9 protein-coding genes are annotated in these 15874 nt (G+C 40.1%); 5 read left to right on the forward strand and 4 right to left on the reverse strand.

The window, feature by feature from the left end; all coding sequences use genetic code 11:
* Positions 1–89: 89 nt before the first annotated feature.
* The 5 genes from ABWV45_RS00105 to ABWV45_RS00125 all read left to right on the forward strand — a co-directional run bounded on the left by ABWV45_RS00105 (position 90) and on the right by ABWV45_RS00125 (position 9564).
* Positions 90–1532, forward strand: coding sequence for a circularly permuted type 2 ATP-grasp protein (locus tag ABWV45_RS00105; protein ID WP_353347432.1), 1443 nt, complete (start codon positions 90–92; stop codon positions 1530–1532).
* A gap of 9 nt (positions 1533–1541) precedes the next feature.
* Positions 1542–2474 (forward strand): alpha-E domain-containing protein, encoded by a 933-nt coding sequence (locus ABWV45_RS00110; RefSeq protein WP_353347434.1) that lies wholly within the window; start codon positions 1542–1544, stop codon positions 2472–2474.
* Positions 2475–2484: 10 nt separating this feature from the next.
* Entirely contained in the window at positions 2485–5889 is a 3405-nt protein-coding gene (locus ABWV45_RS00115) for a transglutaminase family protein (protein WP_353347436.1), read from the forward strand.
* Positions 5890–5997: 108 nt separating this feature from the next.
* Positions 5998–8616, forward strand: coding sequence for a circularly permuted type 2 ATP-grasp protein (locus ABWV45_RS00120; protein ID WP_353347438.1), 2619 nt, complete (start codon positions 5998–6000; stop codon positions 8614–8616).
* A gap of 66 nt (positions 8617–8682) precedes the next feature.
* Positions 8683–9564 carry a transglutaminase family protein gene (locus ABWV45_RS00125; RefSeq protein WP_353347440.1) on the forward strand — a complete coding sequence of 294 codons (882 nt, stop codon included), beginning with the start codon at positions 8683–8685 and terminating at the stop codon, positions 9562–9564.
* A gap of 17 nt (positions 9565–9581) precedes the next feature.
* Here the strand turns inward: ABWV45_RS00125 and putA are convergent, their stop codons facing one another.
* From putA to ABWV45_RS00145, 4 genes are all read right to left on the reverse strand, one after another.
* Positions 9582–12695: a bifunctional proline dehydrogenase/L-glutamate gamma-semialdehyde dehydrogenase PutA gene (gene putA / locus ABWV45_RS00130; RefSeq protein ID WP_353347442.1), complete on the reverse strand. Its 3114-nt coding sequence runs from the start codon at positions 12693–12695 to the stop codon at positions 9582–9584.
* Between the two features lie 95 nt (positions 12696–12790).
* Positions 12791–13735: a hypothetical protein gene (locus ABWV45_RS00135; RefSeq protein WP_353347444.1), complete on the reverse strand. Its 945-nt coding sequence runs from the start codon at positions 13733–13735 to the stop codon at positions 12791–12793.
* 52 nt (positions 13736–13787) lie between these two features.
* Positions 13788–15179, reverse strand: a complete 1392-nt coding sequence (locus tag ABWV45_RS00140; RefSeq protein WP_353347446.1) for an adenylate/guanylate cyclase domain-containing protein — start codon at positions 15177–15179, stop codon at positions 13788–13790.
* Positions 15180–15317: 138 nt separating this feature from the next.
* Entirely contained in the window at positions 15318–15632 is a 315-nt protein-coding gene (locus tag ABWV45_RS00145; RefSeq protein ID WP_353347448.1) for an SET domain-containing protein, read from the reverse strand.
* Positions 15633–15874: the final 242 nt, after the last annotated feature.

Here is a 15874-nt window from a genome sequence, read left to right on the forward strand (position 1 = left end):
TACGCTGATAAACCGTTCAAGTAGTTCTCAGTATTTGGCGTAAAAAACGTAACTATCTGACAATTTTCAGAAAAGGTTTTAGAACTGTAATGACAAATATATGGGATAATTATCCTTGCCAAGACTTCTACGACGAAGTGATTAGTAGCCCTGGAAATGCTCGTAAGCCTGCCAAAAAACTCGTTTCTTACTTTAAAAACCTATCCGACGAAACCATTGATTTTCACCGTAAAGCTGCTGAGTCAACTATCAAGCAAATGGGTGTTAGTTTTACTGTTTACAGTGATGAAGGGAATATTGATAGAGCTTGGCCATTTGATATTATGCCTAGAACCATTAGTAAAACCCAGTGGGATAAAACCGCAGAGGGGTTAAGGCAGCGTTTAAAAGCTCTGAATATGTTTATTGATGATTTGTATCACGATCAAAACATTATTAAAGACGGAATAGTGCCTTCCTATGTGCTTGAGCAGTCGGCAAATTTTCGAAAAGAGTGCATAGGAGTTAATCCGCCGCTGGGTGTTTGGGCACACATTTGCGGAACCGATTTAGTACGTGACAGTGATGGTGAGTTTTATGTACTTGAAGATAACCTGAGAGTACCTTCTGGCGTATCCTATATGCTTGAGAATCGGGCCATAACTAAGCGCATCCTACCTGAGTTATTCGAAGAGGTGAATATTGCACGGGTTGATGACTACTGCCCCAATTTATTTGAAATGTTGGTGGCATTATCTCCTCGTAAAATTTCTAAGCCAGTTGTCGTAGTTTTAACTCCGGGTATTTTTAATTCGGCTTATTTTGAGCATGCTTTTTTAGCACAGCAAATGGGTTGTGAATTGGTTGAAGGAGCTGATTTAGTCGTACAGGATGATGACTGTGTTTATATGAAAACTATTGCAGGTCTTGAGCGGGTAGATGTGATCTATCGACGCATTGATGATTTATTTATAGACCCTGAAGTTTTTAATGAAGACTCTCAGTTAGGTGTAGCGGGATTAATGCGGGCATGGCAAAAAGGGAATGTTGGCCTTGCCAATGCACCGGGTGCAGGGGTAGCGGATGATAAGGTAATTTATGCTTTTGTTCCTGACATAATTCGTTATTACCTTAAAGAAGAGCCTTTAATTAAAAACGTAGAAACATACCTATGTTATGACGATGAACAAAGGGAATATGTCATCAATAATATTGAAAAACTGGTGGTTAAACCTGCTAACGAATCCGGTGGTTATGGCATGCTGGTTGGCCCCCATTCAACAAAAAAAGAACGTGATAAGTTTGTTCAATTAATTAAAGAAAACCCACGAAATTATATTGCTCAGCCAACGTTGGCGCTTTCTACTTCGCCAACGTTTGTGGGGAAAAATGAACTGGAGCCAAGGCACTTGGATTTACGTCCATTTGTGCTTCAGGGGAAAAGTATATATGTGACTATGGGCGGTTTAACCCGAGTAGCCATGAAAAAAGGATCGCTGGTGGTGAATTCATCTCAAGGCGGCGGCAGTAAAGACACCTGGATTGTGGAGTAGGGGAAGTAGATGTTATCACGTGTTGCAGAAAGAGTTTATTGGGCCGCTCGCTATTTAGAGCGCATTGAAAATACGGTTAGGTTGATTGGTGTATATGATAAGTTAATGTTTGATTTACCTCGCTCGGTTGGTATTGGTTGGTATAACTTAATTACCATAAATAGCGCAGAAGAAGCATTTAATGAGCGTTATAAAATTCAAGACGAACGAAATGTTGTTAAATTCTTAATTGGTGATGAAAGTAATTTTTGTTCAGTTATCTCAAGTTTAAAGTTTGCACGAGAAAACCTAAGAACCAGTCGTGATGTGGTACCAGCTGAAAGTTGGGAGATGATAAATGAACTAAATTTGTTCGTGGTTGAAAACTTACAGCAAGGTATTAATCGTAGTCAGCGTTTTAATTTTCTAGATGTCGTGATTAAAAGTTGTCAGCAAATTCAAGGTCTTTTAATTGGAACCATGTCTCGTGATTTTGTCTGGTATTTTATGAAGCTAGGGCGAAATATTGAACGAGCAGACATGACTACACGTATTTTAGATGCTGGAGTAAGAGCTCAGTTACAAGTCATTGATGAAGCCGATGCTATTAATAGTCAGCAAATTATTTGGGGTAATGTATTGCGCTCATTGGATGCGGATCAATGTTATCGTCGGTCGGTGAGGTCTTCGGTAAAGAGCCGATTAGTTGCTCAATACATAATTGAAGATGAATCATTCCCCCGCACGATTACCCATTGCATATCGGCCATGAGTGAATCTTTAGAACGACTCCCAAATAATCAAGCTGTCATAAAAAATCTTTCAAAAATTCAAAAAAGTTTAACGAAATCGGCGGACTATAGCGACCTTGGTTTACCGATGAAAGATTTTATAAATGAAGTTCAGTTGGATATTGCTGCTGTTCACTCTCGTATTGCTCAAAATTGGTTTATTAATCAATAAGGCTGAATAAATGACCATTCGTGTTTCTATCAATCATAGAACCCGTTATAAATTTGATCGGCCTGTTTCGCTTTCTCCCCATACGGTGAGATTGCGTCCGGCCCCTCATAGCCGAACGCCTATTCATAGTTATAGCTTAAAGATTAAGCCTGACACTCATTTTATTAATTGGCAGCAAGATGCTTTTGGCAACTATCTGGCTCGTTTGGTTTTTCCTGAAAAATGCACTGAGTTTGAGGTGGATGTTGAAGTAATTGCCGATATGACGGTAATTAACCCATTTGATTTTTTTGTAGAAGAATACGCAGAAAGTTATCCATTTTACTATCCCAAACAGCTAAAAAAAGAATTGCTACCATACCTTGAGAGAGAACCTCTTAAAGGTGAAAGCTGTGGGGAAAAATTTGCCAAACTTTTAAAAAATATCGATAGAAAAAAACAACCGATTAATGATTTTTTAGTAGAGGTGAACCAAAAAATACAGCAGGAAATTGATTATTTAGTGCGTCTGGAGCCCGGAGTTCAAACCCCGGAAGAAACGTTAGCGCTAGCCAAGGGCTCGTGTCGTGACTCGGCTTGGTTATTGGTTCAACTGCTTAGACACCTTGGCATGGCGGCTCGATTTGCTTCTGGTTATTTGGTGCAACTTAAAGCCGATGAGAAATCCCTAGATGGCCCATCAGGTACAGAAGAGGATTTCACAGATTTACATGCGTGGTGTGAAGTATATTTACCGGGCGCTGGCTGGGTAGGCTTAGATCCTACATCAGGTTTATTTGCCAGCGAAGGGCATATTCCTTTAGCGTGTACGCCGCATCCTGTATCAGCGGCACCAATTGCTGGTTTTACTGATAAATGTGAAGTCGAGTTTGATTTTAGCAACACAGTAGAGCGGGTATTAGAAGACCCTAGAGTGACTAAGCCCTACAGTGAAGAGCAATGGCAGCAAATCTTAGCTCTTGGTCAATATATAGATAATGAATTTGATAAAAATGATGTTCGACTAACTATGGGGGGGGAGCCAACTTTTGTTTCTATTGATGATATGGAATCAAAGCAATGGAATACCGATGCATTAGGGGATGATAAATTATCTTTAGCGAAAACCTTGTTACTACGTATTCGAGATAGGTTTGCGCCTAATGGCTTATTACATTACGGCCAAGGTAAATGGTACCCAGGTGAGGAAGTACCAAGATGGGCGCTTGGTGTATTTTGGCGTAAGGACGGTGAACCTTTATGGTCAACTCCAAATAGCCTTGCGCGAATTGATAAAGACTATGGCCACACCATTAGGGATGCCTGTCGATTCAGTCGTTATCTAGGTAAGTTATTAGGCGTTCCAAAAGAACATTGCCAACCTGCTTATGAAGACAGTTTACATTATCTTCTGCAGCAGCAATCGACACCGATTAATATTGATTTATTAGCGCAAGGTGTGAAATCCGATTCTGACCGACGCCGATTAGCGAAGTTAATGGAAAAAGGTATGGATATGCCAACGGGCTTGGTTATACCCATTGCCCGAGCAGATGATGGGAAATCGTGGAAAAGCAGCAAATGGCCAATGCGTCGTGAGCGTATTGTATTAATTCCAGGCGATTCGCCTATGGGCTTACGTTTACCGTTAAATGATTTACCGCATTTATCAGAAGAAGAGCAAGAGCTGCCTATTCAACGAGATCCGTTCTCCGTAAGAGAACCGTTAGTGAAAAAAACCGATATCCGTTTTGCAGGCAAAGCACCTACAGTAAGTGAACTGACCCAAGCTGAACAAATCTTAGTTAAAAATAAGCAAATTAAAGAGGAAAACAAAGGTAAGCCTAATTGGAAAGAAGTAGTGCGTACGGCCATGTGTATAGAGGCAAGAAATGGGCGGATTCACATTTTTATGCCACCGTTAGAGTACCTTGAAGATTACGTTCACATTACGGCAGCCATTGAAGAAGCCGCAGTGAATCTTGAGTTACCTGTGATTATTGAAGGATATGAGCCCCCAAGGGACCCAAGATTACAAAAATTATTGGTAACACCAGATCCAGGTGTAATTGAGGTGAATGTTCATCCATCCAATAATTGGAAGGAATTGGTTGAAACAACAACCAAACTTTATGAAGAGGCTCGGCAGTCAAGGCTTTCTACAGAGAAGTTTATGTTAGATGGTCGCCATACCGGTACTGGTGGTGGTAATCATATTACCCTTGGTGGTTCATCTCCTGAAAATAGCCCGCTATTAAGACGCCCTGACTTACTAAGAAGTTTCATAACGTTTTGGCAGCATCACCCAAGTTTGTCGTATTTGTTTTCGGGTATGTTTTTAGGCCCTACCAGTCAGGCTCCTCGTGTGGATGAGGGGCGTGATGAAATGCTCTATGAGTTGGAAATCGCCTTTGCGCAAATGACATCTGGAGAGGTACCGCAACCTTGGTTGGTGGATCGCTTATTGAGAAATCTCTTAATCGATATTACAGGTAATACCCATCGTGCTGAGTTTTGTATTGATAAGCTTTATTCTCCGGGTTCGGCCAGTGGTCGCTTGGGTATTCTGGAATTTCGTGGTTTTGAAATGCCACCTCATAGTCGCATGGCACTTGTGCAAGCGTTATTGATTCGTGCGTTGCTGGCTCGTTTTTGGGAAACGCCTTACGAAAAGCCGTTAGTGCGCTGGGGAACAGCATTACATGATCGATTTATGATGCCTCATCATATATGGCAAGACATGAAAGATGTTGTGCAAGACTTGAACGATCATGGCTACCCGTTTGAACTAGATTGGCTATTGCCGTTTGAAGAGTTCCGCTTCCCACATTATGGCCGTGTAAAACTAGATGATATTGAATTGGAATTACGTTGGGCTATTGAACCTTGGCATGTTCTGGGGGAAGAAAGCAGCAGTTTTGGAACCGCTCGATATGTTGACTCGTCGGTTGAGCGATTACAAATTAAGGTATCAGGTCTGACAGATGGACGTTATGTCTTGGCTTGTAATGGTCGCAGGGTGCCGTTGAGAGAAACGGGTCGTAAAGGGGAGTATGTGGGGGCAGTGCGTTATCGTGCTTGGCAGCCACCATCCGCTTTACACCCATTAATTGAGCCTCATGTACCATTAGTATTTGATCTAATTGATACATGGAATGGACGCTCTATTGGAGGCTGTAGTTATCACGTTTCTCACCCTGGTGGTCGCAGTTATGAGACCTTTCCGGTTAACTCGTTTGAGGCAGAATCTAGACGTATTAACCGGTTTGATAATGTAAGCCATACTCAAGGTCCGATCATACCTCGTCCTGAAGTGGATGCGTTAAGGGAGTTTTTCCCGAATAATGAGCCGCCAAGGCCCATGGATGTGCCACCTGAAGAACCTACGTATGAATATCCATACACCCTAGATTTACGTCGACCAAGAGGATGCTAATATTTAGCATTCTCTTGGGTTTCCATAATGTATGGGGTTTAAGATGGAAAAAGGATTATAATAAACTCATACCAAGACATTATTTTCATCTTTAGTAGGTAGACCAGAGTGTCAAAATCCATTTATCCGCAGAATCAGCCATTGCCACAGGCTCAAGTTCAGGCGCAGGCGCAGTTTCAAGGACAGACACAAGACTCTCAAAATTTGCAATATTTTAAACCAGCTGCCCACATTCCAGATCAGGTTCACACTCCAGAAGGAGAGGTGAAGCCTGAGTGGCAGTATTTGTTGAATAGCATTCAAAACTTGGGATCTGATGGTCTCAATGCACGTACAGATAAAGCGCGCCGTATTCTCAGAGATGACGGTGTAACTTATAACATCTATGGAAAAGATAAAGCTCCGGGCAGTCAGTGGGAGCTTGATTTGGTTCCATCTGTCATTAGTAGTGAAGATTGGGCTGATATCGAATCAGGGTTACTTGAGCGCGCTGAATTGTTTAACCTTATGTTACGTGATTTTTACGGTTCTCGTACGCTTCTTAAACAGTTGGCTATACCGCCAGAAGCCTTGTTTGGTCATGGTGGTTTTTTACGAGCGTGTCAAGGTATTCAAGTACCGGGTGAGCATGACTTAATTTTACACTCTGTGGATTTAGTTCGCCGGCCTGATGGTACGATGTGTGTTTTATCTGATCGCACACAAGCCCCTAGTGGGGCTGGATACGTGTTAGAAAATCGTACGGTTATGTCGAGGGTATTCCCGAGTTTATTTCGTGATAGTCATGTACATCGTTTGGCCAGTTTCTTTCAGCGTTTACGTCATAAACTCATTTCTTTAGCGCCCTCTGAAAATAAGGCTAGGGTAGTGGTACTGACCCCAGGGCCACATAATGAAACGTATTTCGAGCATTCTTACATCTCAAATTATTTAGGTTTTCCATTGGTACAAAGTGGTGACCTTGTAGTGCGTAAGGGTTTTGTTTGGATGAAATCCTTAGATGGACTTGATCGTGTTGATGTTATTTTACGGCGCATAGATGATGTGTCCTGTGACCCTGTAGAACTTTATAGCGGCTCGCAACTGGGTGTCCCGGGTCTTTTAGATGTAGTAAGAGCGGGTCGTGTTGTTATGGCGAATCCATTGGGTACAGGGGTATTGGAAAATCCAATTCTGTTGAAGTACCTCCCTCAAATTAGTAAAGCACTTTTAGGGCGTGAGTTACGGCTAAAATCTGTAAAAACATATTGGTGTGGCGATAAAGATGACCTTAAGTTTATTAGTGAGAATATTAAAAATCTTATTATTAAACCTATATATCGTGGCACTGGCGCACATAGCGTTTGGGGAGGCGACTTATCGGACTCTGAACTTGCTGAGTTGCTGCAAAAAATTCATCAAAAGCCTTTGCAATTCGTAGCTCAAGAGCGTATCGATAAAACTCATATACCATCATTAACAAAAGATAATACCTTAGAGCCAAGACCTGCAATTTTACGAACCTTTTCAGTTGCAACGGATAATTCTTATATGGTGATGCCGGGTGGTTTAACCCGTGTTGGATTAAGTGCAGGTAGCCCACTCATTAGTATGCAGATTGGTTGTCCTAGTAAGGACACTTGGGTCACAGCATCTGAGCCAGAACGTATTCCTGATGAATCGCAACAAGATGCTCTACAAGCTGAAAAAGAAGCCATGTTGGTGAGTCTGCCAAGTCGAGTGGTTGAAAATTTATTCTGGATGGGACGATACGCCGAGCGTGCAGAAGCTTCTTTACGCTTGCTGCGAACCGTTTTTGAAATGTTAAATGACGAGCAAGCCATAAGTGCGCAATCACAAAAAGTACTTCTTAATGCAATCTCTGAAATCACAGCAACCTTGCCAGGTTTTGTGAATGCACCGGAAGAGTTGTTAGCAAACCCAGAACCTGAATTACTAGATATTATTAAAAATGGTGCTCGAATGGGCAGCATTAAGTCGACACTTAATTCATTGTTCTATTGCGCTGATGAATCTAAAGAATTACTTTCTTCGGATACGATTCGCATTATTAATGACCTACAAGATGAGGTGGATAATCTTGAGATGTCCCTTTCACAAGGTTTGTCATCTGCTCCAGAAGAAGCACTTGATCCGTTGGTTATTCCATTAATTGCCCTATCTGGCATTATGCAGGAAAGCATGGTTCGTGGAGTGGGTTGGCACTTTTTAGAAATGGGTCGTCGCGTTGAACGTTCCGCGCAAATCATGAAGACAGTTTCAGTATTAATGACAGATGTATCTGAAAAATACGATCATAGAACATTACTAAATGCACTTTTGAAATCCATGGAAGTTTCTTTGGTTTATCGCAGGCAAGGTCGTGCGCGAGCGGGTCTAGAGTTAGGCATAGAACTTGTTATGTTAGATAGCACGAATCCTAGATCATTGATGTTTCAGTTTGAACGATTGCAACATCATTTTGATAATGTGCGTAATGACAATCAAGGCAAGCGTGAATTGGATGAAGAAGATCGAGTTCTCTTAGAGGCAGTCACTAGTCTCAAGCTGTCTCGAGTTAAAAGTTTAGTGGAAGAAATAGAAGGTACTCGTCCTAATTTATCAAAAATAATAGGGCAGTTAAGCGTTCTGTTAAATGATTTTAATAATGTGATCACAGATAAATACTTTGATCATCGTATTGATCCTAAGCAATTGGTTGGGACATTTGTGGAAGAAGCACATTAATAATGAAGAATAAACGGGATACAATCAGTATTGTCAGTGCTGTTATGTCTACTTTAGGAATGTGTCATGCGATATAGAATTAGACATGAAACAAAATATACCTATGCTGCTCGAGTGTCTCACTGCTATAACTTAGCAAGTTTGACACCTTTGAATTCCCTAAGGCAGAAGTGTTTACAGTCCAGTATTAGTGTATCGCCAAGCGCGATTCATTCTCGAAAGCAAACAGACTATTTCGGAAACGAGAGCTTTCATTTTGAGATACAAACGCCACATAAAGAGCTTTCTATTATTGCTGAAAGTGAAGTGGAAATGGACGACACCCAGTTGGATTTCACTGTAGATAAAACCATTACTTACGGTGATGCTTTGAACTACTTAGCTACAAATACTTCTGAGCCTGTGTTATTGGCGAAAGAGTTCTGTTTAGACTCGCCTATGATTAAAGTGACTGATGCCTTAAAGGAGTATGCAAGGCACTCATTTGATTTGAATCGCTCGCTTTATAGCTGTGTTGAAGACTTAACACAACGCATTTTCAAAGAGTTCAAATACACTCCGGGCTTTACTTCTATAGCAACACCACTTAGTGATGTGTTGGCCCATAAAAAAGGAGTCTGTCAGGATTTTGCTCATTTACAGGTCGGATGTTTAAGGGCTATGGGGATTCCTGCAAAATATGTTTCTGGTTATATGGAAACACTACCACCACCTGGGCAAGAGAAACTGGTTGGCGCAGATGCAACTCATGCTTGGGTGGCTTATTTTTCTCCTGATGACAACTGGATTGAATTTGATCCCACTAATAGTGTGCAAGCGGGGAAACAGCATATAATCACGGCACAGGGTCGTGACTATTATGATGTGACTCCACTAAAAGGGGTTATTTTTGGTGGTGGAGAAGACCCAATTCTAGCTGTATCTGTTGATGTGGCTAGGCTCGATTAATGACACTCCAAGAGCGACTAACTTAGTAGCTCTTGGTTTCCTCCAAATGCGGCAGTATTTGTGGTTAAGGTAAATTCTTTCACAAATGCGTGAACATAATTTGGACCACCTGCTTTAGGCCCTGTACCAGATAAACCGTGACCGCCAAACGGTTGTGAACCTACCTTAGCACCAATCATATTTCGGTTAATATATAGGTTACCGACAATGGCTTTACTGCAGATGTAATCGATCCATCTTTGATTACGGCTGTGTATACCAAGTGTTAAACCGTAACCGCTTTGATTTATTTGGTTGATGATATTGTCTAAGTCGTCATGATCAAATGGAATGATGTGTAAAATGGGGCCGAAATGTTCTTCAGGTAGTTGCTCTATATCGTTTAATTCATAAGCGCACGGTGCTAAAAAATTATCACTTGGAAGGTTTTCTGGTAACGGAATACTTGCAATGAATTTTGCGTTTTTGTCTAGCCATTGTATGTGATTTACTAACTTATTTTTTTCATGCTTATCAATAATGGGGCCAATATCTGTGTCTCTTAAAAATGGGGATTCTACAAAGTGAACGTCCATGCGTCCTTTGAGAGCGGAATAAAACGCATCTTTAATATCATTTTGAATGTATAGGATACGTAGTGCAGAACAGCGTTGGCCTGCGCTATCAAATGCAGACTCAATCACATCTGGGACAAGTTGATCGATCAGTGCTGTGCTGTCTGCAAGCATGACATTTTGGCCGCCGGTTTCTGCTAATAAAGGAATAAAACTATTGGAGTAATTTAATAGCCATAGTTGGATTTTTTTTGCCGCCGCAGTGGAGCCTGTAAAACAGACCATATCTATAAGTTGTTGTTGTATGAGTTGTTCTGTTATCTCTGCACCACTGCCAGGCATGAACAGTAATTGCTCTTTATTTATACCTGCTTTGAACATGAGCTCGATTGCTCGATGAGCCGTAATGCTAGTTTGTCTTGCTGGTTTCGCAACTACCCGATTACCACAAGCTAAAGCTGCAACGATTTGCCCTACAAAAATAGCAAGAGGAAAGTTCCAAGGACTGATGCATAATACGGTTCCTCTTGGGCGGTATTGCAAAAGATTTTCTTCACCGGTTACTGAATCTAAAATAGTTGGATCAGCAAGATTTTTTTGAGCTTGTCTTGCATAATACCTGCAAAAATCGATGGCTTCTCGAACTTCGTCGACTGCATTTTGTAGTGTTTTTCCTGCTTCTTGCATGCATAAAAAAATTAATTCATGTCTGTGGTTATGCAATTCATCGGCAATACTGTCAACTTGATTGGTTTGTATTTCTATTTTGGGCGGGGTGTATAGATTTTGTTTGAGATATTCACAGCAATGTTCGATCACATGGCTATCAGCGCCATAAAAATCGCCGATTTTTTTTGAATCTATTGGACTTAAGGTTTCAGTGCATGGGGTATCTTTAAATTCTTTGCCATTAATAATGGGGCAGGTCTCATAATGCTCCTCAAAATAAGGAATGACAGCATCCATGGTGTTGTAATAATAGCGGTCGTGTTGTAATTCAATGCCCAAGCTGTTTCGGTAATCGACAAATATCTCTCCCGGTAATGGCACATTTGGGTTCATTATAGAAGATTGAATTAAGTAATCCGCAGGGTGTAAGGTTAAACTGTGCATCGGGGTTTGTGGATCATGTACTTTAAACACGAATGAGCTATTGGCTCCATTTTCAATTAACCGTCTAACCAAATATGGTAATAATTCTTGGTGAAGACCAATAGGGGCATATATACGACATGGAATTCCATGTTTTTCTAGCACATGTTCATAGAGTGCTTGTCCCATTCCTTGTAATCTTTGGAATTCAAATGGAATACTGGAATTTAAGTTGATTATATACTCAACGGTCCATGCATTGTGGGTGGCAAATTTAGGTTTAAGCCACTCTTGCTTTTCCGATAATAAAAACTGTGCACATATTAAATAATTTAAGTCTGTACTGGCTTTTTGTGTGAAGACTGGGTATTCCTTTAAACCAAGTTGCTGTGCCCATTTTATTTCACTATCCCAGTACGCGCCTTTCACTAATCGAACGGGTATAGGGGTTTGGATTTTGTCGGCTAATGCGTATAGCCAATGAAGTAAACTTAGAGCTCGTTTACCGTAAGCCTGAATAACAATACCAAATCCACCCCATCTTGCTAAATCTTGGTGGCATAAAACCGATTCAAATATTTCTAATGAAATATCCAAGCGGTATTGCTCTTCAGCATCAATGGTGATGGGAACATTTAGTGCCTTGGCTTTTTTGGCTAAGCTTAGTAAACGCTCAATAATGACGGGTACGAATTTTTTCTGCTGTTGCGGTTCATACCTTGGGTGTAGTGCAGATAATTTAATGGATATATTATCTGTGAGTTGCTTTTTATGTTCATTGCCCTTGGCAACAACATCAATCGCGTGACTGTAAGAGTCATAATAGCGTAGAGCATCATCTTCACTTAATGCTTGCTCCCCTAGCATATCAAAAGAGCAACATTGCTTTTTTGATTCGAGTAAGTGTGCGCTATCGACTGCATCTTCGATGCTTTGTGCAAATATAAATTGTTCCCCCATAATACGAATGGCGTGAGAAACAGCATCATGAGTGATTTTTAACGTTAATTTGTTAACCAAGCCCCGAATTGCTTCACTAGGGTGGGCTTTATTTGGTTTGAGCATTTTTCCACTTAGAGCTAACCCCCAACTTGCTGCATTTACCCAAAATGAGTCACTTTTATTTAGGTGGTGTTGCCAGCCTCTTTCAGAGAGTTTGTCTATTAACAGGTCATTGGCTGTGGCTAAATCAGGCACTCGTATAAGGGCTTCTGCCAGACACATCAAGGTAATGCCTTCGTCTGTACTTAAATCGTATTCTTGGAGTAGCTGGTGCAGTATGGATTGGTTAGTTTGTTGACGAATAACATTAATTATATTTTCAACAGATGAGGTGAAATTCTCGTCATGTGTTTCTGGGAATTGTTCTAATAAATCTTGTACGTAATCTTGTTCGTCACACAGATAAAATTGCTGAATATTAGCCTTAAGATGAGGGGCTTTTTCTGCGCTTAGGTTGGCTGGCTTTAGTGTAAAGTCCATCATGCGTTTTCCTTAAGATCCCCATGTATTAATACTAGTCGATTCTTATGAAGATTGGGAGTTTAAGTGTAGTGGTCTGATTTTAAATAACCAATTGTTTATTGCCCTTGGCTTTGGCGTAAATTATCTAGTTTATTTGAGACTTTTTGAGCTCTGGAGATCTTGTCTGAAATGCCTGGTAATTGAGGGTGTAACGTTTGCGCCTGCTGCCAGAGCTGAATTGCTTCCTTTATATGGCCTAATCGATAGGCTTGATCGGCGGATAAATTCATTTCTTGGGCATTTTTATGGCGTATTAAGTTGGCTTTTTCTATTAATAAATTAAGATCTCGGCCTTTGAATTTGGGGTTTGAAAGGGTTGAGGTAAGATGAATAATTTGCTCAAAATTTTCATCGTTAATCGCCTTTTTAAGCTGGCTCATATATAGAGATTGTTTCTGCTTTATGATCTTTAAACTGCGCTTTAATAATTTGGCTTTGATGGTTTTTTTTAAGTCATCAATGATTAGGTTTTTGTTTAACTTTTTTGCATAATTCAAGGCTAATTGTGCGTTGTCTAAATGCTCTATATTTAACGATTGTTTGGATAGACTTAGCAGTTCATCGGCGGTATGGATGATGTCAGTTTTTAATTGGTTATTGGTGTAATTCCAAAATGAATTACCTTTATCTCTTGACTGGAACTCAAAATTAGATTGCTTGGCTAATAATAAGTTTGCACGTGCAACTTGTACCTTAATCGTTTGATCTAGCTGTTCATGATGACGCTGCTGGTTAAGTTGTTCCTGGACTTTTAAAATAGCTTGGCTGCTGGGGACTTTTGCTAATAGTGCTTCTAATAAGTTTTCTGCCTTTGACCATTGTTTTTTAGTTAATATTGCTTGAATGTGTTTGAGCTCTTTTTGTGCGAATTTATTCGCTTTTTTATGAACGTCTTTAATCTTCTTCTTGTCCACAGGTTGAGTGTTTTCTAATTGATATAAGGCTTTTTTATAATTGTGGTTTTGTATTAAGGTATCGGTCTCGTCATACCATACTTTCATTGGTATGCTGGAGCAGGCAGATAAAACCAAGCATAAAAGCCCTATTAGAAGCTTATTCATAATTCATGGCTTCTAATTCGGTTTCTTGTTGCATGAGTAAGCGGTTAAATTTAGGTGCTAGCCCAATAACATGATGGCCTTTGAGTGGTAATGCTTTCCCTTTAATATCTAACAGAATAGGATTTTCAGTTAATACGAGTTCTTTAGTGGCAGGGTGATTAAAAATATTCTCACTAATAATGACTTTATTCCTGTGCGCTTGTTCACACATACGAGCAGCAACATTAACGGTGTCACCTGTAATAGTTAATTGCATGCGTTCGGTAGAGCCAATTGTTCCAGCAAGCATTTCACCACAATGAATACCTAGCTTGAACTCTAAGTTTGAAAGCCCTTTTTCTATTCTTTGAGTATTCATGATGTCTGCAAGTCGTAAGAAAATCTGTGCTGAACAGATCGCGTTAATTGTGTGCTTATTATCTTCTTTGTGAACGCCAAAAGTGAGCATGGCACCATCGCCTATGTAGTTGTCGACGGTTCCTCGATACATTTTGGCGGCTTGATGAAGTAAGAAATAATATTGATTTAAGATGTCTGCCACTTCTTCAGGTTTTACTTTTTCACATAGCTGTGTGAAACCAACTATATCTACAAATAGTACGGAGCCGTATACGCTTCTTAGTGGTGTTCTATTTGTGTGTAGGTTTTCTAGAATGCCTTTGGCGATGTCTTTTGATATATAGGTGCTGAATTTATTCTCAATGGATTCTTTGTCCCGTAGCCCTTGTAGCATGTTATCAACACTGTTGACTAGGTCGCCGACTTCATCATTGCGTGTTGGCGGAAGTTTTGGGTTGAGATTACCTCTGGAGACGGCTTTTGTGGCTTCTCTTAATTTTTTAAGTGGGGTACTTAAATGCGTTGCGAGCCATGCAGCAATAATCAAAGCTAATACGCTAATACTGATTATTATTATCCCTAAAACTTTTTGAGAGCGGAATAAGGCATCTGTAATGGCACTATTGTCTAACTGTAATACGAGTTTTCCGGCCTGAACATCTTGAAACTGAATAGGGGTCGTATAAGTGTGTATATTGGTTGATGGTGGCAGCACTTGGGTGAGTGAGCTTTGAGCAATGATTTTGTTTTTATCATCAAAAATTTGCATGGCCTGAATACTGCTTTTATCGGCTACTAATGTATCCAGCATGGCACTTAATGCCAATTTATCAGAAGCCATAAGCATTTCAGAGGCGCTATTGGCCGCCTGTTGGGTTATGGTCTTTGCGAATGTATCGGATTGCTGAAGTAGCAGTGATTTGAAATTTGAATCTAAGTAGCTCCAAATAATGCCGATAGTAAGGGCTAAGATTGCTGCTGTGGTTAATAATATTTGCCAAAACAGCGGAAACCGGAAGCCTTTTAATGAATGCGTATTGTGCATATCCCCAGTGTCGTTTTAAGCGATATATGCCCTAAATTGAGCAATTTCAAAGTAGTAAAGGGTAGTATAACCGTACTAGTGGGTTCTATTCGATAGTTGGTCCGCTAACATATAAAAATAGCGATTAAGTCTCGTTTTTTAGTCCCATTCATCGCCGTAGTCATGAAAGAGTTCACTTCCTGCCTTGATATTAGTCAAAGCGGTTACTGTATAGTCGTCATAATACGCCACGTTGGGCTTTTTGTTATGATTAATGTATTTAAGTTCATTGGTTACTTTAAATTTGTCTTTTCCGTCATTCATCCACAGCACATGAAGGTCATCACTTAGGCTGGGTGCGCCTTGTAGTTCACCGATTATGCTGTTTTTTGAAATGTCTTTTTTGGCAAAGAGCCCTTTGCCATGGGTTGTACTTTCTTTAACTTCGACTAAATCCAGTAATTGTTGCGCCATGAAACCTCTTATTTTTAAAATTAACAGGGTATTGAATTCATTCTAAATAAGAGAATTCACCCGAAAAATTGAATATTTAACTTTGAATAATACTAAATATACTTCTAACGTATTGATTTATATAAATAAAGAAGGAAATTACCTCATTCATTAATAGTTAATGTAGGGGCCAAACATCAGACTTTAGCCGTTTTTGAAGGTTCCTAGACTTTAACTAATTAATATGATTAATTTGTACAGAT

It is taken from the genome of Oceaniserpentilla sp. 4NH20-0058, from assembly GCF_040371755.1.
GTDB lineage: Bacteria > Pseudomonadota > Gammaproteobacteria > Pseudomonadales > Oceanobacteraceae > Bermanella.